This window comes from Neobacillus kokaensis, assembly GCF_014656545.1.
Classification (GTDB): Bacteria; Bacillota; Bacilli; order Bacillales; family Cytobacillaceae; genus Neobacillus; species Neobacillus kokaensis.
Map to the genome: position 1 here is coordinate 38,030 of NZ_BNDS01000022.1, position 16,628 is coordinate 54,657.

General features: G+C 39.4%; 16 protein-coding genes. 4 read left to right on the plus strand and 12 right to left on the minus strand.

Features of this window, described 5'->3' with window-relative positions:
* Positions 1–209 precede the first annotated feature (209 nt).
* Entirely contained in the window at positions 210–524 is a 315-nt protein-coding gene (locus IE222_RS19715; RefSeq protein WP_191275861.1) for a carboxymuconolactone decarboxylase family protein, read from the minus strand.
* Between the two features lie 313 nt (positions 525–837).
* Here IE222_RS19715 and IE222_RS19720 point away from each other — a divergent pair, with 313 nt between their 5' ends.
* On the plus strand, positions 838–1,695 hold the full coding sequence (locus IE222_RS19720; protein ID WP_191275817.1) for a GGDEF domain-containing protein: 858 nt from the start codon (positions 838–840) through the stop codon (positions 1,693–1,695).
* A 294-nt stretch (positions 1,696–1,989) separates the two neighbouring features.
* Positions 1,990–2,622 carry an FMN-dependent NADH-azoreductase gene (locus IE222_RS19725; protein WP_191275819.1) on the plus strand — a complete coding sequence of 211 codons (633 nt, stop codon included), beginning with the start codon at positions 1,990–1,992 and terminating at the stop codon, positions 2,620–2,622.
* A gap of 721 nt (positions 2,623–3,343) precedes the next feature.
* On the opposite strand, the gene IE222_RS19730 is transcribed toward IE222_RS19725, so the two are convergent.
* The 8 genes from IE222_RS19730 to IE222_RS19765 all read right to left on the minus strand — a co-directional run bounded on the left by IE222_RS19730 (position 3,344) and on the right by IE222_RS19765 (position 10,945).
* On the minus strand, positions 3,344–4,657 hold the full coding sequence (locus IE222_RS19730) for a cytosine permease (protein ID WP_191275821.1): 1,314 nt from the start codon (positions 4,655–4,657) through the stop codon (positions 3,344–3,346).
* 257 nt (positions 4,658–4,914) lie between these two features.
* Positions 4,915–5,748: a glycerophosphodiester phosphodiesterase gene (locus tag IE222_RS19735; protein ID WP_191275823.1), complete on the minus strand. Its 834-nt coding sequence runs from the start codon at positions 5,746–5,748 to the stop codon at positions 4,915–4,917.
* 206 nt (positions 5,749–5,954) lie between these two features.
* On the minus strand, positions 5,955–6,326 hold the full coding sequence (locus tag IE222_RS19740; RefSeq protein WP_191275825.1) for a hypothetical protein: 372 nt from the start codon (positions 6,324–6,326) through the stop codon (positions 5,955–5,957).
* A 15-nt stretch (positions 6,327–6,341) separates the two neighbouring features.
* A complete protein-coding gene (locus tag IE222_RS19745; RefSeq protein ID WP_191275826.1) occupies positions 6,342–6,860 on the minus strand; it encodes an acyl-CoA thioesterase in 519 nt (172 codons plus the stop codon).
* A 228-nt stretch (positions 6,861–7,088) separates the two neighbouring features.
* On the minus strand, positions 7,089–7,973 hold the full coding sequence (gene cidR, locus IE222_RS19750; RefSeq protein WP_191275827.1) for a cidABC operon transcriptional activator CidR: 885 nt from the start codon (positions 7,971–7,973) through the stop codon (positions 7,089–7,091).
* Between the two features lie 85 nt (positions 7,974–8,058).
* Positions 8,059–8,901 carry a glycerophosphodiester phosphodiesterase gene (locus tag IE222_RS19755; RefSeq protein ID WP_223282825.1) on the minus strand — a complete coding sequence of 281 codons (843 nt, stop codon included), beginning with the start codon at positions 8,899–8,901 and terminating at the stop codon, positions 8,059–8,061.
* A gap of 153 nt (positions 8,902–9,054) precedes the next feature.
* Positions 9,055–9,789: a YqjF family protein gene (locus IE222_RS19760; RefSeq protein ID WP_191275829.1), complete on the minus strand. Its 735-nt coding sequence runs from the start codon at positions 9,787–9,789 to the stop codon at positions 9,055–9,057.
* A 58-nt stretch (positions 9,790–9,847) separates the two neighbouring features.
* Positions 9,848–10,945 (minus strand): GerAB/ArcD/ProY family transporter, encoded by a 1,098-nt coding sequence (locus IE222_RS19765; protein ID WP_191275830.1) that lies wholly within the window; start codon positions 10,943–10,945, stop codon positions 9,848–9,850.
* Positions 10,946–11,156: 211 nt separating this feature from the next.
* On the opposite strand from IE222_RS19765, the gene IE222_RS19770 reads away from it, so the two are divergent.
* The gene (locus tag IE222_RS19770; protein WP_370465072.1) at positions 11,157–12,782 is read left to right on the plus strand and encodes a spore germination protein; all 1,626 of its coding nucleotides are present in this window, start codon (positions 11,157–11,159) and stop codon (positions 12,780–12,782) included.
* Between the two features lie 32 nt (positions 12,783–12,814).
* Here IE222_RS19770 and IE222_RS19775 read toward each other — a convergent pair whose 3' ends face one another.
* Both IE222_RS19775 and IE222_RS19780 read right to left on the minus strand, forming a co-directional pair.
* Positions 12,815–13,921, minus strand: coding sequence for a GerAB/ArcD/ProY family transporter (locus IE222_RS19775; RefSeq protein WP_191275831.1), 1,107 nt, complete (start codon positions 13,919–13,921; stop codon positions 12,815–12,817).
* A 67-nt stretch (positions 13,922–13,988) separates the two neighbouring features.
* On the minus strand, positions 13,989–14,222 hold the full coding sequence (locus IE222_RS19780; RefSeq protein WP_191275832.1) for a hypothetical protein: 234 nt from the start codon (positions 14,220–14,222) through the stop codon (positions 13,989–13,991).
* Positions 14,223–14,436: 214 nt separating this feature from the next.
* Between IE222_RS19780 and IE222_RS19785 the strand changes: the two genes are divergently transcribed.
* Positions 14,437–15,642 (plus strand): Ger(x)C family spore germination protein, encoded by a 1,206-nt coding sequence (locus IE222_RS19785; RefSeq protein WP_191275833.1) that lies wholly within the window; start codon positions 14,437–14,439, stop codon positions 15,640–15,642.
* Positions 15,643–15,723: 81 nt separating this feature from the next.
* Here the strand turns inward: IE222_RS19785 and IE222_RS19790 are convergent, their stop codons facing one another.
* Positions 15,724–16,572: a TetR/AcrR family transcriptional regulator gene (locus tag IE222_RS19790; protein WP_191275834.1), complete on the minus strand. Its 849-nt coding sequence runs from the start codon at positions 16,570–16,572 to the stop codon at positions 15,724–15,726.
* Positions 16,573–16,628: the final 56 nt, after the last annotated feature.

Below are 16,628 nucleotides of genomic sequence, written 5' to 3' on the forward strand. Positions count from 1 at the left end.
TTGACATTTGTATGCCTGGAGTGGACACGTTGGAAAGTATAAGCAAGAGTTTCTCCCCTCTCTATATAAGTGTCAGCTTCCATCCTAAATGTGGATGGGGCTGACACATTTTTTTAGGGGAGAATATTATTAAAGAACCTATACCAAGAGCATTAAAAATCGTAGGGACTTCCCCTGTGATTTCTTGCAAAAAAGAGCCGGAGGGCTCTTTATTGTTTTAGTTGATTTAAATCAGTTATGCATTCCTGAACAAGCGTAACGCCTTGACTCATGGCTGCGCCGCCGGCAAAAGCAGCCGTAACCCCGATGGTCTCTAAAATTTCCTCTTCGGTAGCCCCTTGGTCAAGGCACCCTTTTGTATGGTAAATAATACAATATTCATTTTGCGAAGCGACGCTAATCCCTAAGGCAATCAGTTGTTTTTCTTTTTGGGATAAAGCACCCTCTTTAAAACACTCCTGCGTAAACGCATTATACTGGCGGCCTAATTCAGGCATTTTGTGTGTAAAATTCCCCAGCCCCATCTTGTATTCATTCAATGCTGCTTCTGTCCGATTTGTTGATGCGAAATGCTCCAAGCTTCACAACTCCATTCAGTATGATTAGTATTCGTTGCTAGTATGAAGCAAGAGAATCAAAAAAATTCAAGAATTGAAACAAGAACGGCATTTCTTGTAAACACAGAGGCGCTGGGGCAAAGAAAGCAAAAACGCCCTTTATTACTTTTGTAACATAATGGTAATAAATAGTTTATATGTAAGTATTCGACATAATGTGATACAATCAGCCTAGTTGAAATACAAATTGACATTGCCGCAAAGGGGAAAGGAACGGATCATGTTAAGTGTATCTTGGGGAACGATTCGAAATATACCAAAGTCGATTGTAGGATTATGTCTGCTTTTAACCATCATTCCCGGTTTTCTAGCTCGATTGGATATGTTTTATATTGATGATATGATTTGGTTTTTATTGTTATTTCCTTGTTTTATTTTTGCCTATTATTTAGGATTTATCGGTGGGCTGATAGCAGCAATAGTTGTGAATGTATATCATCTTCTTTGGTACCTTTCTGAAAAGTATTTGCGAATGGCGGCTATATACGAGCAAGAAATATCGCTCCATGTCGGTGTTGCCTTCGTAACTTTTTTGTGTGCAATTGGTGTTGGTTTTTTATCGGAAAAATTAACGGAAAAACAAAAGCAGCTGCAGACCTTGAATCAAAAATTAGAGCATCTGGCATTGTATGATTCCTTAACGAATTTACCTAATCGCCATTATTTTATGGAGAGGTTGTCGGCCTCCTTGGAACGGAAAGAATCCGTATCCCTGCTGTTTATTGATTTGGATGGATTTAAAATGGTCAATGATACATATGGCCACGAAGAGGGAGATCAGCTTTTGCAGCAGGTCGCAGCACAGCTGCAAGCATTTGCGAATGAATCTACATTTATAGGCCGCCTCGGCGGTGATGAGTTTATTGTGATGTTATACGGAACAGATCAACAGGCATCTATGGAAATCGCGAATGATATTCTAAATATGCTGCAATTAAAGGTAAATGGTCAAACGATATCAGCCAGCATCGGTCTAGCCATGTCCAACCAAGATGACACCCCATCTACTTTACTAAAAAATGCCGATACTGCCATGTATCAGGTGAAATCATCGGGAAAGAATGCAGTCGGTGCCTGACACCATTTATTTGTGGAAGAGGAAGAGGGAGAAATCTCTCTTTTTTTTTAGGGTTGATACACTAGATGTATACAGGACTGGCGCTGTATACACTTGCTCAGCCAATAATAGAAAAGAACGAATGCACAAGCAAGAAAGCCATCGGGACTTTTAACCTAGTTATTGCCAACTAAAGGAATAAACGGGGGATATACTTCTTATTTTCGGTTTTTCCAGATTGTTTCGGTTGTCTTTTATCATATCTTTAATTATTATGAATTCGAGATATTTTTTAAAAAAGGAGCTTATAAAATAATGAATATATTAGTAGTAAAAGCAAATAACCGTCCAGCTTCCCAGGCTGTTTCTAGTAAAATGTATGAAACTTTCATGGAAAATTTAGAAGGTGTGAATGTTACAACGTACGATGTATTCGCAGAGGACATGCCGTATTTTGGCCAAGACTTATTCAATGCGTTTGGAAAAATGCAAGCAGGCGAAGAGCTTTCAGATCTTGAGCAACGAATTGTTGCGGCAAAGCAAAAAGCAATGGATGCACTTAAAGCAGCTGATGTTGTCGTATTTGCCTTCCCTTTATGGAATTTAACAATCCCAGCTAAATTACAAACATTTATCGACTATGTATATGCAGCTGGTTTCGCCTTCAAATATAATGAGAACGGCCAGTTAGTAAGCTTAATGACTGACAAAAAAGCGGTTTTTCTCAGTGCGCGCGGAGGGATTTACTCTACACCAGAGACTGCACCGATGGAAATGGCAGCAACCTATATGAAAAATGTATTCGGCGGCGTTTTTGGCATGGAAATCATCGACGAAGTCATCATCGAAGGCCACAACGCAGCTCCAGACAAAGCAGAGGCCATTATTGCAGAAGGTTTAGCTAAGGTAGCAGAGGTTGCAAAAAGCTTTTCTGCTGTAACGGCGTAACATATCAGTTATAGGAAATATGTAGCAGCAGCTTATACTTGTTAAGAAAATGAAAAGCCAACCTTGCTGAAAAGTAACGGGCTTACTTTTGCAGTGCAAACATTATAAAACACATTACAAAACGCACTTGAATTTTTCACAGTGCGTTTTTTATTGATTTATAAATATTTTTGGGGGGGTGTTGCTTATCGTATCCCTCATTCACATAGTAAATCACAAGAGGGTGTGTAAAAATTTTGTGATTTAGTATGTGGATAATAATTGAGTTGCAAGTGATATTTAAAATAAGCGGAAGTTTTCCGGTTAAATGAAGAATGAAGCTTGTTTCGAGACAAATAAGCGGAGATTTTCCGATTAAGCACAGCAAAATTACCCATTTTTACGTTTTTAGGGTCAATAGTCGGAAATTTTCCGTCTATTTAAGCTATTTTTAATCATATTTACTAATTAAGCGGAATTACTCCGCTTATTTATCAAACTCGCTTTAGTATCTAATAAACTTGTGCAACTTACCGGTGGTTTCGTGAAAAAATTTAAAAAAGGCTTAGAGATATTTGCATCTCGAAGCCTTTTTGACTGTGAAATATCCTGTGAATTAAGCTGTGAAGTTTATGTGATTTTGCTATTTGATTCGGTCTGCGATTTACCGTTTTGCACCTCACAAGTAAACCCGTTACCTGATAAGGGTGTCGGCTTTTCATTTGTTTATGTAGCAAAAGGATTATCCTGCATGGTTCATTTTTGAATTTGCTCCAGGCCCCTGTTTAATATACTGATAACCAACATAATAGAAAATAGCAGAAGAAACAATTCCTGAAAAGGCCACTGAAAATTCTGGTGCATAAAAGTTTACAAGCAAAGCGACAGTTGAAGCCATTCCCCAAGCAATAAAAGCAAGAGGTTGCCAATTTCTATTTGCATTCGGGTTATTGGAACTTCGAAGAATCAGTTGATCGATAATGATAATGGTAGCGATTGGCGGAACAATTAATCCTAGAAGCTCAAGCCAGCTTTGAAAAGCACTCCAAATTCCTGAAACAGCTGCGATAATTCCAATGATCCCTAGCAGGACTGTTAACGGCCTCATTTTTTTCCCTGTCATATGTGACCAGCCAACTGCACCATTATATAAACAATGTGTACATCCAACACCTAGGTTAATAAACACAAACACGATTGCTAAGGTTGTTAACAGCGGACCCTGCCCCGATAATATAGGCATGAAATCCCCGCCATTTGTTGCCGGGTTTTGGATGACGCCAGTTGCTACAATGATGGCACCAATTACTTCTGCTATGAACTTTCCAAATGGAAAAGCGGAGACGGCTGCTAATAGTCCTTCTCGGCCATTTTTCGACCATCTTGTAAAATCTGCCGTCATGGTACCAGAATCAGCGAAGGTAGCAAATACCAATGTAACTGCTGCACCAAATGACATGATCCCTGCACCAGCTGCCGGTTCGTAATTGAAGAAATCAGCGCTGCCCGTTTTCATTGAAATAACTACAGAAATAATGCCTAATATCAGATACAATGGTGCCGCAATCCAGCCTAAAAAGGTTAATGCTTTAATCCCGATAAAAGTTGCAGCAACGTAAAGGACACCGCCTAATATCGTCATCCATAATAAGTTCGCCCCAAATGAACGAGCCATTGTATCACCAGTCAAGCCTACCATTAGAGCAAACCAGCCTACCACTACGGTAGAAAGTAATCCTGATACGGCAAGATACCCGATTCGCCCAAATGTTCTTTGGGCAGTTATGGCAAAATTCTCTCCGGTTTTCCCCGCCAGGTAGCTCAGTGCACCCACTATTAGACATAACAGCAGGTTACCAGCCAGTATGGCCGTGACACCTGTTTTGAATCCGAGCATGGCTGTTATGACCCCGCCGATGACCGCACTTGTTAAAACCATAGGAAATCCAAACCAAACAGCAGCAACAGAAGCCAATGATTTTCTGTACTCTTGTGGAACAGGAATGGTTTCAAACTCAGGATCAAGCAGCTTTTTATCAACGTTATTAGTTGACATACATTTCCTCCTTTAAAACTTAGTGTTGAAGCGTTTACGAGGCCGCTTCACACTAAGTTTAGGTGAGAACTATTACAACGTCATCGTATAGGAAAGCTAAAATCTTACAAATATGGTTATGCATTATATACAAAGAATTGTGAATATTTTTTGTGTGGATAGAAATGGGGAGACTTTTTTATCAAAATATAAAAGGGACAGTCACCCATTGTTATAAGCAGTTGGGGGATTGTCCCTTTTCCTCATTTTATAATTTACTATTTTACGCCCATTCGTGGGTCTACATAATCCGGGTAGTCCGTGATGATGGCGTCTACTTTCATGTCAATGAGAAATTGTGCAGCTTCGTGGCTTCGTACTGTCCAGGATGAAATTTTCATACCAAGGGCATGGACTTTATCTACTAATTCTTTTGAGACGATTCCGTAGCTCGGATTAAAATAGTCTGCGTATGTAGCGAATTCTTCCAATGCTTGATCCGTTGTATGGGCTTTGGAGGAGGTTAGGACGCCCATTGGTATTTTCGGAAGCAGGGCATTCATTTTTTTCATCGTTTCAAAGTTGAATGATTGAATGATAATTTTATTATCTTGTGGTTTGTCCATATTCCGCTCCCGCAATTCTTGAGCAACCTCTTCTTCAATTCCCGGGTAGAGCTCCGGGGCTTTCAATTCTATTAAAATACCAATTTTGCCGCGGTATCTGTCGAGCACTTCTTCAAATGAAGGTATTTTTTCACCAGAAAATTGCTCCCCTTTGAAGCTTCCAGCATCCAAACTTTGCAGCTGTTCATAGGTTAAATCCTTTACATAGCCTGTTCCGTCTGTCGTTCTGTTGACCGAAGTATCGTGAATAACCACTAATTTCCCGTCTTTACTGCGCTGGACATCAATCTCGATGTAGTCAGCCTTCATAGCACGTGCTTTGTCAAAGGCAGCAATGGTGTTTTCTGGTGCATACCCTGATGCTCCTCGATGGGCAACATTATCAAACTTTCTCAATTCCCCAGTCGTTTCTGCGGCAAACGCCTGCTGAAAAGGACTCAGCAATAGTGTAAAGGCAATACCCGCTCCTAGTAATGTTTTCTTCATTTCTCCATCTCCCTTGTTTAAATAGTTTTAACAAGGATAGTGTATAAAAGAAATATGAAGCTAGTTTATGATTCCTGTATTACTAGAGTTAAGAGATTCTAAAGAAAATTAGACATATATTCCTAGATTTGTTTACAATAAGGAAGTAACAGGACGATTCTCTCGCTTTATATTAAATGTTATTCCATCAAGAACCGCCCCCATCCTCATTGTACAAGGGTCGGTCCAACTAAAGTTTCGGGATTTTGGCCAAGAGCGAGAAGGCTGAGTTTGGCGTAGCCGTTTCGCTTGTATTGGGCCAGAATGTCTGTTAGGGATTGAATGTCAGCGTTGTTTTTTAGCTGCTGGATTTCTTTTTTGTATAAGCGAAGGACAGAGCCATAGACAAAGTCCGGTGTATTTTCGCCAGGTTCTTCATCCATTAACAGGCATCCCATGTATTGATATTTAAAATGTAAAGCGCGTGTCAAATAGATAATATCTATAAATTTTTCAAAAAGCTCTGGATGGTTTCGTTGAAAGATATTCAGTTCAGCCTTCACAGTAGTAAGCTCGTTAATATTTGATAAAGTAAGCATAAATGAACCCTCCTATTATTTATCCCAAGGTTTTTCCAATGAAATATACGCTGCAAGTTCCTTACTTTTCTTCCTTCTCAATTTGCGGATTTCGGCTCTTTCTTTAGCTGTTTCATAGAGGAATTTTTCCTCTTCCGTTTCCGGGATCACACCTGGCACTGGAACTGGCTTTTTATTTTCATCAAGAGCAACAAATGTTAAAAAGGCAGTTGCAGCAACCCGGCGTTCACCTGTTCCAATATCTTCTGCAATCACCTTACAGAAAATCTCCATTGAGGTTTTACCTGTATAGGTAACAAATGATTCAACACAAACAGAATCTGTTTGATGAATTGGATATAAAAAGTCGATTGAGTCCGTTGAGGCGGTTACACATTCCTTTACCCGGGAATGTCTGCGGGCAGATAATGTAGCAGCATCATCCAGCTTTTTCATTAAAATGCCGCCAAAAAGTGTATTATAGTTATTTAAATCACAAGATAACACTTGTGCTGTATTTACAATCCTACTTTCACTTGCTTTTTTTGCGTTCATGTTATTACTCTCCCTTTCCGTTTTGGATTGTCGTAAAAAACCCTATATCCACATTGAAAAAAGGATTTTTTGGTACGAAACAAGTGTAAGCCCAATGACAACTAATGTAAAATGGTTATATTTTATCTAAAGTATAGATAAAATCTATGTAAATGCTATCATTGATGCGAATTGTGAATGAACGAGCAAACAAAAAAGGCGGCTTTTTCACGTATGAAAAAGCCGCCTCTATTTTGCGACAAGCTCTTGTTTGATAAAATGAAGCCACTCTTTGGCAGCATACGATAGATATTGTTCCTTGCTCCAAATGATCGCTAAGTGCCAGGAAATCGTAGGGTTAACCACTTTTATTGATTTTACGTTTTCCGGCAGATCGTGGGAAATACTTTCTGGCAGCAGTGCAATCCCCAGCTCATAAGACACCATTTCTTTAATAAAATTCTGCTGCGAGCTTTCGGAAATAATTACAGGCTGAAACCCGAGGGTGTTGCAGGATAGGATAATCCGATCGTTCAAGGCGAAATCTTTATTAAACAAAATAAACGATTCTTGGGCCAATTCGACTAAATTGACCTCTTCACGGTCTGCTAATGGGTGTGAGTCAGGAAGAATAAGCTTTAAGTCTTCCTCCAGGATCGAAAAGTAATCAAACAGTTCAAGCTTTGTAGGGAGGACAACGATTCCTACATCGAGCAGATTGTTTTGCACGGCCTCCTCGATTTTTTTTGATCCGTCTTCGACCAATTGAAAGGTAATGCCGGGATACTTTTCGTGAAACTTCCCGACAATTTTAAGAAAATCATTGGCGTCAAAGATAGGCGGCAGCCCAATACGGATATGCCCTTTTTTTAGACCAAATAGGTTATCAAGATCCGTACTTAAATTTTTCATCGCATGGTCGACCAGCTTTGCATGCTCCAAAATAATCCGCCCGGCGTCCGTCAAGGCCAGCTGCTTCCGCGAACGGTCAAAAAGGACCACCCCAAGCTCCTCCTCTAAATTCTTAATCATCTTGCTAATCGTCGGCTGCGTAATAAACAGCTCTTCTGCCGCCCGCGAAAAACTATTCAGCCGCGCCACCTCTAGAAAATACTGTAAATGCTTAATATCCAATTCGTTTCACTCACCTTTGTTAATAGACACGAGGACGGTTCTCATGTTTCATGCTAGGAACCAGAAGAACAGTCCCTGTGTTTTATCATTGAAAATGAAACGGAAAAACCGTCCCTATGATTCTCGCTCTATCCACATAATTTGTGAAGATGCCGTCTACGTTCCAGTTAATTAGCTTTATCATATCGGTTTCGTTGTTGACAGTCCAGCAATGGACGAGGAGACCGTGTTGGTGAGCAGTTTCAATGAATTTTTGATTTATTTTGGTATAGTTTGGGCCGACTCCATCAGCATAGGAGGCAATTTTTGCAAGGTCAATATTCCAAGGATTATCTGTCAACTGAACCAATATAAGTTCAGAGGATTTATTACGTAAGTATTTTAAGGTGTCCTCATGAAAGGATTCAATAATTACCTGTCCGTGTACTCCAAGAGTACCTATTAGCTGGTGGGCATTCAAAAATCTCAGTAATTTATCAGCCATTTCCGAATATTGCTGTGTCTTTTTTAGCTCAATATAATAATTGACGGATCCACCGAATTTCCCAATCACTTCTTCTAACGTTAGAATGGTTTGTCCGCGGTAATACGGCTTTGCTTTATCAGGGAAATTCTGATTAAATCGTGAACCGGCATCAAGCTGCTTAATTTCTGAAAGTGTAAGTGAATTAACCTTCCCTTGCCCGTTTGTTGTTCGATCAACAGTGTCGTCATGAATAGCAATCAGCTGTTTGTCTTTTGTCATATGTATATCCAATTCCAAATAGTCTGCCCCTTGGTCTAAGGCGAGTTGATAGGCGGCCATGGTATGCTCAGGGGCCTGACCGGAGGCTCCACGGTGTGCTATAATAACAAATTTCCCCACACCGGCAGCCGTTACAGAAGAAGGACCTATAATTATACACATTAGAAAGAAAAAAAGCCGCATACTTATCATCACCATTCACATTATTTAGCGGTATTTTTCCCAATGAACGCAGATTATATAATGAAGCCCGGTGACATCCAAGGGTTTTCCACAAATTTCAATTAGAGGACGGTTAGCCATGAATGAAACAGAAGAACCTCATTAACTTTTTAGTCAACACAGTCTTTTTATATTGGAAATAATAGATTCAACTCCTTCAGAATAATGGAGGATGGGGTGTGTTTGCGGGAGGTGGATGTTGAACGGAAGGGCCATGGTGTTTTGCTGGATTTCTGCTTCGGCTTTTTGGAGTGGCCATGGATGATGGCCAATCTCTGCACTATAGATTTGCTGCCGGCCATCGACGCTGAAAAGGCGGTATCGCTCGGTCAACCAGTAATCAAAAGTTTCCTTGCCGGCAAAATAAACCCCCGGTGAAGCCATAAAATTTCCGTTGAACTGAACAGAAAAAGCGCCTTTCCGGTCATTTCGTAAGCTGTTGTAATGATACCCCCCAAGATGATCTTTCTGACACATAATTTGTGAATAATAATAAGGCAGCCGGTACCATTTCTTTGCCACCGTATAAGTAACCCAGTGCGGAGCATCTAATGAGAGAAAATAAACGCCAGGACGGCCATTATATCTGACATAGGTTCGGACATTGATCTCCGGAAATTTTGCGAACAACGGCAGCCCCGGAACTCCACGAAGGTAAATTCCATCCATCATAAAAACAATGATGCCAAGCCATGCATACCGCTCAAATGTATCAATCTGCAGCGGTTTTGGCACAAAAGGGCGAAGGGACTCAACTGGGAGGGGCCAATGAGCAAATAACAGGTTTTTCCATGATTGCTTCATGATCCATTTACTTGTTATAGAAGAGGGCTGCTGCGAGACATTCATGAAAAAATCCTCCTTCATTTCCCAAAAGATTTTAAAGGATAATCGATATTTAACTCTCTCATTTTTTATCTAAACTTTTTCGTACCCAAATTGTAAGCAGTAAAAGCAGCGGGATTCCTATCAGCAGCGGCAGTTCCACTATATATGGGAGTATTTCCTGTCTAAACCGGCCATATTCTTGTTTGTATTCACCCATGAAGAAGGTGGAGATAAAGACAATGGATGCCGCCGGGATAATCATCAGCCGATAGCTTTTTATCTTAAAAATATCGGTGAGACCGATTACGACTGCATAAAAATAAAGGCTAATTTTGATAAAGAAGCCTACCACAAACGTACCAACGACAATCGAGTCGATTCGTTGAATAAAATTTGCGACATTGATTTTTCCAACCATACTAAGGAGCGGAATATCTGTTGTATCTGTTCCAAAAGGACCAATGACTGAAATAATCAAGAAAAACGTCCAACTAAGACTTAAACCGCTGAGGAATAAAGCAGCCAAACCTGTCCACCTGGCTAATTCAGGTTTATTGAGGTGAGGAAGAATCATAAGAAATAGAAAGATTTCTCCAAATGGGAAGGAGAAGGCCAAAGGGAATGCATCTTTTAAGACCGGCAGCCAGCCATTTTCGAGAACCGGCTGAAGGTTTTTCAATTGTATTATTCCCGAAGCTATGACACTCAAATTGCCGGTTAAACCAAAAATAAACATCCAAATTAATAATATTTCTGCTGTTCTTCCTAAGACTTCAATGCCTAAATAGCAGCCATAAGAAACAAGCAGAAGCATGATTAAACAAACTATTGCTATGGGGGTTTCCGATAAAATATGGGTGGTAATGGTATCCCCTAAATGACGTGTGGCTATAGAGGTTATATAAATAAAATAGCTGACATAAATAAGTGATAATGGCACGCCAATATATGGACTAAATACTTTTGCTAAAATTCCTGTTAAAGGAAGAGTAGGATTGTGATTATAAATTTTGGTATAAACAAAGAAATAGAGAATAAGACTGCCTAACATTCCAATAAAAATAGATATCCATGCATCTTGCCCAGCTTTTGGCGTCAAGGTAGTTACAATAGAACTTAGTATGAATAAAAACATGAGAGAAAACATTTGTTTTTGATCGATCTTTGTTTTTTTCATATAGTGGAAATCCTTCCTGCTAATACAATGCTTTCCTTATACCCATTTTTAACATTTACCTTCTTCCTTAAACGTCATCTTTGTTTCAATACATCAAAGATATATTTGTTGTTTTTTATTTTGTAATCAACCTCATTCATTATTTTAGGGATATAGCCTGTTAAAGTGGAAATAATAACCTCAAATCATACTTGAATAAGAGGGATCCTGGTTGAACTTTTTTAAAAATAAAGAGAAACAGACGATCAAAGACAAGTTGGAAGATTTGCAGAGAAAAGCTAGAGGGCAAGCTGAGCAGCAAACTAAAACAATCGTAGGTTCTAACGCCATTCTTGTAAATTTACATGAGAACCTGTTTAAGGTAAGGGAAACACTAGGAAATAGTGACGATATTATCATTAGGGAAATCAGGATTGGAAACGAAGGGAGAGTCAAAGGCTGTCTCCTTTATATTGATGGTTTGATTGATAGTCAAGCAAACCATAACTTTATTATGGAATCGTTAATGCTTAATTTACGAACGACAGATATGGAAGCAGCACAGGAGTCAACCGGGCTGTCTCTCTTACAGTATTTAAAAGAAATGGTCTTAACGGTAGGGGATATTCAGGATATTACGGACTTTTCAGCTTTAATAGACTCCCTTTTAACAGCAAAAGTTATTCTTTTATTTGATGGATATGTAGAAGGCTTTGCCATTGAGATGAAAGGAGCTAAAGAACGGTCAGTTGAGGAGCCTACGACGGAAACTACGATTAGGGGTCCTCGTGAGGGATTTACAGAGAATTTACGTGTCAATACCTCATTAATACGGAAAAAAATAAAAGACCCTAACCTGTGGATTGAATCAAAGAAGATAGGCAAGGTTACAAAAACAAATGTTTCTATTATGTATATAAAAGGAATCGTCAATGATAAAGTGGTCGAAGAGGTCCGTCGGCGTTTAGATGGTATTAAAATTGACAGTATATTAGAATCTGGCTATATAGAAGAGTTAATTCAGGATAAGACGTGGACCCCTTTTCCGACCATGTATCATTCTGAACGGCCGGATACGATTACTGCTGATCTTTTGGAGGGACGAATAGCGATACTTATAGAGGGGACTCCATTTGTGATGACTGTCCCCGTCGTATTTCCGCAATTTTTGCAGTCACCCGAGGATTATTATAATAGGACAGATATCACCACACTGCTTCGGTTTTTACGGTATCTTGGTTTTTTTATTGCTTTGCTTGCTCCGTCATTATATGTGGCAGTTACTACTTTTCATCAGGAAATGCTGCCAACGCAATTACTTATTTCTCTTGCTGCCCAGCGAGAGGGCGTACCATTTCCGGCCTTTATCGAGGCGCTTGCGATGGAGGTTACCTTTGAAATTTTGCGAGAAGCTGGTCTTCGAATGCCTCGCGCGATCGGGCAGGCAGTATCGATTGTGGGAACATTAGTTGTTGGAACAGCTGCAGTCGATGCAGGTTTTGCCTCTGCAGCCATGGTGATTGTGGTGGCAATCACAGCGATTTCAAGTTTTATTGTCAGCAATTATGAATTGGCGATTGCCATTCGAATGCTGCGATTTCCGTTCATGGCCCTTGCCGCTTCATTCGGCTTATTTGGCATTATTGTCGGATTAATTGCGATGATTCTTCATTTATGCAGCTTACGTTCATTTGGGGTCCCCTATATGGCTCCATTTGCCCCATTTATTCTCGATGATCAAAAGGATGCGATTGTTCGTTTTCCGCGCTGGGCGTTGTTTTCGCGACCGCGGCTTATTGGCAAAAACAATCTGATCCGTGAGGATACTCCGTCTCCGAAACCGGAAAATAGAAAATAGTGAAGCTGCCCTCATCTTTAGTGGCATCTTCACTATTTTTGTTGTTTATTTCGTTGGAAGTTCTTCTTTGAATACTGAACGGCAAGAAGGAGAATAGGAAGACCTAGTCCATATGTTGAAACGAGTAAAGGCCATATATCAGTATTAAAAGTTTCTGCTGCGACTGTATTGGGGTTAACTAGTAGTGACAGCAAAACAAGAATCATTCCTAAGGGCAGTGTCAAGGGAAGGTAATCATTTAATTTCAATGTTTGCGCTAGACCTATAACTGCTGCAAAGAAATAAAATACCATTTTAAAATAAAGAGTGATAAACCACATTGCTGCCATGATTGCTTCTATTCGCTGCAAAAAATTCTCTAGATTAATCATCCTTGCTAAGGCATAGCTGGGATATAATTGGTGTGCGCTAAGAGTAGAACCTACAACTAATATGGTTAAAATAATTAAACAAAGTAAAATAGTGCCGCTAATAAGAATGCTGATATAAAAATTTTTTTCAGCCTTTTTTGGTTGATTAACCGATGCGGGGAAAACCATTAATAATACAACTAATGGCAAAGAAAAATAACATATATACAGAAAGGCTGCCTTTATTATGGGTTTGCCCGATTCAAAGATAGGCTGGATGTTCTCCAGCTCAACTTTAGGCAATAATGTGATGACAAGTATTATAAAAAGAACCATAAAACAAATAAATAGAATCTCTGCTGAACGTGCTAAGGTTTCAAGTCCAAGACGAACTCCCATAATGACAATGATGGCAAAAAGAATTTGGAGCGCTGCATTCGGTGTCTCAGGCAAAATTTGGATTGTTAAAAAATCTCCAACATCTGCGAGCATTAATGCAGATGAATAAAATGCAAAGAAGATAAAACAAAGCGAGACAATTCTGCCAATCCATTTGCCAAGAATTTTTTCATTCAACTCGACAAGTGTTAATTGTGGAAACATTTTGGTGATAGTGATGTATAAAAAAACTAAAATAAAACTGATTCCCGTGCCTAAGATAGCACCGATCCACGCATCTTGCTTGGCTGCCTGAGTCATTCCCCCAGGAATGGTCAATATAGTTGAACCCACTGAAAAGAAGATTACAATTAATGCAAATTGCCGTGCGCTTATTTTAACGGTATTCACTTATTTCAACATCCCATCAAAGGCTCAGGCCTTTTGTTTAGTGAGAATCCAAAGGGGCCAGGTTAGATTACTTAATCCAATATTTTAGCAGTTCACTAAGCGGCTTATAAATAGTGGTAAGTCCATTTCGCGGATTAGGAATATTTAATTGTAAGCTTATAGCAATCCCCAGCCCTATCGCAAATAGAAGGAGAAATGAAAAGGCCCATGCTTCTCTTTTAAGTTTTTTCCTTTTAAGATAAGGTACTTCCTTTATTACTATGATTAACGCTGTCACTAAGACTCCTGCAATCCCCAGCACTTTTATTACTCCTTTAAGGAAATCCTGAATCATCTCCTATATTATTCACCATTCCATATAGGGAATAAACCTAGTAGATTTGTGATATTTGAATGGATTTTCAGTGAATAAATCATTTTTAATAATCTTCACTATTTAGTGCTTTATCCGCGTAAGGAATCCAGTTTTTGGGGAGTATAAAACGTAAAGAAATCTAAAGAAACAGGTGTAGTAAATGAAACGATTCCTCCTGATCTTCCTTGCTTTATACCTTGTAATTCTTCTTACGGGCTGCTGGAACAGGAAAGAACTCAATGAACTTGCCATCGTGGTGGGAATGGGGATTGATAAAGCAGATGAGCAATATATAGTAACAGCTCAAGTCGTAAATCCAGGGGAGATTGCTGCTAAGGATGGGGGAGGCGGAAAAGTTCCAGTGGTTGTTTTTCAAGAGAAAGGGGAAACCATATTTGAGGCGATTAGAAGGATTACAACCGTTTCGCCAAGAAAACTCTATTTTTCCCATCTGCGGTTTTTAGTATATGGGGAAGAAGTAGCCCGAGAAGGAATTGGTGAGACTTTAGACTCTTTAACAAGAGACCAGGAATTACGAACAGATTTTTATATAACTGTTGCAAAAGGTGCAAAAGGGGGAGATATTTTAAAAGTGCTAACGGCTTTAGAAAAAATTCCCGTTAACCAGCTTTATGATTCCCTTGAGGCATCTCTCAGAAACTGGGCGCCAACTGTTACGGTTACATTAGATAAGCTAATTACAGAGTTAATAAGCGATGGTATGAATGCCAAATTAACCGGAATTACCTTAATTGGCGATGAGGAGGAGGGGGAAGTGCTGGACAATGTCCAACGAACGATACCCCACACAAAATTAAAGTACCAAGACATCGCTGTTTTTAAAGGAGACAGGCTGGTTGGCTGGTTAAATGAAGCAGAAAGCAAAGGTCTTAATGATGCATTAGGAAATGTGAAAAGTACAATCGTTGAGGTTCCCTGTCCGGAAAAAGGGTTGGCTGGCATTGAAATAGTCAGGACAAAGTCGAAAATTAAAACTGAGCTGTCAAAAGGTAAACCAAAAGGATTCGTTAAATTCGAGGCGGAAGCAAATGTGGGAAATGTTCAGTGTAAGACGCTTGATTTAACAAACCCAAAAACCATTCGTGACTTAGAAACAAAAACTGAAAATGAAATCAAAGGGGCGATTCAAGCTGCGCTAAAAGTTGCTCAAGATGATTATCAAGCAGACATCTTCGGTTTTGGCGAAGCCCTCCACCGCTCCAATCCTGATTACTGGAAAAAAGTAAAGAATAATTGGAAACAACAACATTTTAAAGATTTGCCAGTAGAGTTAAATATTAAAGTAAAGATTCGCCGGATTGGAACGATTAAAAATTCTCCTATAAATAAAATAAATACAAATTAGTATATAGGAGTCTTTTTCATGGCATATACTCCTCTTGGCAGTTTATACACGGTCAGCCTAGAGGAGTGATAGCCATGCCGTCTAAGATTTTTTGTGCAATTCAAAATACCTTATCAGCAAATAGGACACCCATTTACAATGGGGATGTCTGCGGATGTTCTCGATTAGACCTTTAACGACCGCCGGCGGAAACATTGGTTCGAGCAGTTCGCCCTTTAGCAGCATCAATGATTCTTTTTCAATCGAATCTTTCATTTCTTCCATTTTACTTTCGATCAAAGGTAAAATCTGTTCTTTCGCGGTCGTCAGGTCTCCAGGCTGGTTGAATTTAATCATTTCCACCAGGTCTTCCGTCACAAATGGTACGGTCGTATGTCTTGCCAGCAGATTTGTTTTTTCTACAAGCGACTCCGCCAAGCGCTTCAAATCTAATGGAACATTATAAAACACAAATAACTGGGAGTATGTATTCATAAAGCCCTTAATGCCATACATCAAATCATATTTTGTTTCCTTGACCGCATTGCCATACAAGCGTTCAATCATAGAAAGAATCGCTTCCGAAATCAATTTGTCATAGTGCTGCATTTTCAAAATCAACTCTTCATTGAACGTATGTGATTGTTCCTTCATGAGCACTTTGGCAAAATCAGAATGCTTATAAAAAGACTGATAAATTGAATAGTAAAATTGGAATAAAAGGTCCTCGTTTTTGGCATTCCTGACTATGTAGTCAATATCTGCTGTTATCTGCATCATAAAATGATCAATTAAGGCTAAAATCAATTCATCCTTTGATTTAAACGATAGGTAAAAGGCGCCTTTGGAGATCCCGCAATGGTCTGTAATTTGCTGTACGGAGGTAGCTTCAAATCCCTGCTTTGCAAAAAGCTCCAGCGCCGTCTCCATAATTAATTGCTTTTTAGACATTTCTTTATCCGCTCCCATTGTCTTTTGTTGACAAATGACTAACTGGTCATTAGTAT

Coding starts and splice junctions, on each gene's coding strand:
- IE222_RS19785 (WP_191275833.1), top strand. CDS start 14,437: ATGAAACGATTCCTCCTGATCTTCCTTGCTTTATACCTTGTAATTCTT.
- IE222_RS19790 (WP_191275834.1), bottom strand. CDS start 16,572: ATGTCTAAAAAGCAATTAATTATGGAGACGGCGCTGGAGCTTTTTGCA.
- IE222_RS19760 (WP_191275829.1), bottom strand. CDS start 9,789: ATGAATGTCTCGCAGCAGCCCTCTTCTATAACAAGTAAATGGATCATG.
- IE222_RS19755 (WP_223282825.1), bottom strand. CDS start 8,901: ATGCGGCTTTTTTTCTTTCTAATGTGTATAATTATAGGTCCTTCTTCT.
- IE222_RS19765 (WP_191275830.1), bottom strand. CDS start 10,945: ATGAAAAAAACAAAGATCGATCAAAAACAAATGTTTTCTCTCATGTTT.
- IE222_RS19735 (WP_191275823.1), bottom strand. CDS start 5,748: ATGAAGAAAACATTACTAGGAGCGGGTATTGCCTTTACACTATTGCTG.
- IE222_RS19730 (WP_191275821.1), bottom strand. CDS start 4,657: ATGTCAACTAATAACGTTGATAAAAAGCTGCTTGATCCTGAGTTTGAA.
- IE222_RS19740 (WP_191275825.1), bottom strand. CDS start 6,326: ATGCTTACTTTATCAAATATTAACGAGCTTACTACTGTGAAGGCTGAA.
- IE222_RS19715 (WP_191275861.1), bottom strand. CDS start 524: ATGGGGCTGGGGAATTTTACACACAAAATGCCTGAATTAGGCCGCCAG.
- IE222_RS19745 (WP_191275826.1), bottom strand. CDS start 6,860: ATGAACGCAAAAAAAGCAAGTGAAAGTAGGATTGTAAATACAGCACAA.
- IE222_RS19725 (WP_191275819.1), top strand. CDS start 1,990: ATGAATATATTAGTAGTAAAAGCAAATAACCGTCCAGCTTCCCAGGCT.
- IE222_RS19720 (WP_191275817.1), top strand. CDS start 838: ATGTTAAGTGTATCTTGGGGAACGATTCGAAATATACCAAAGTCGATT.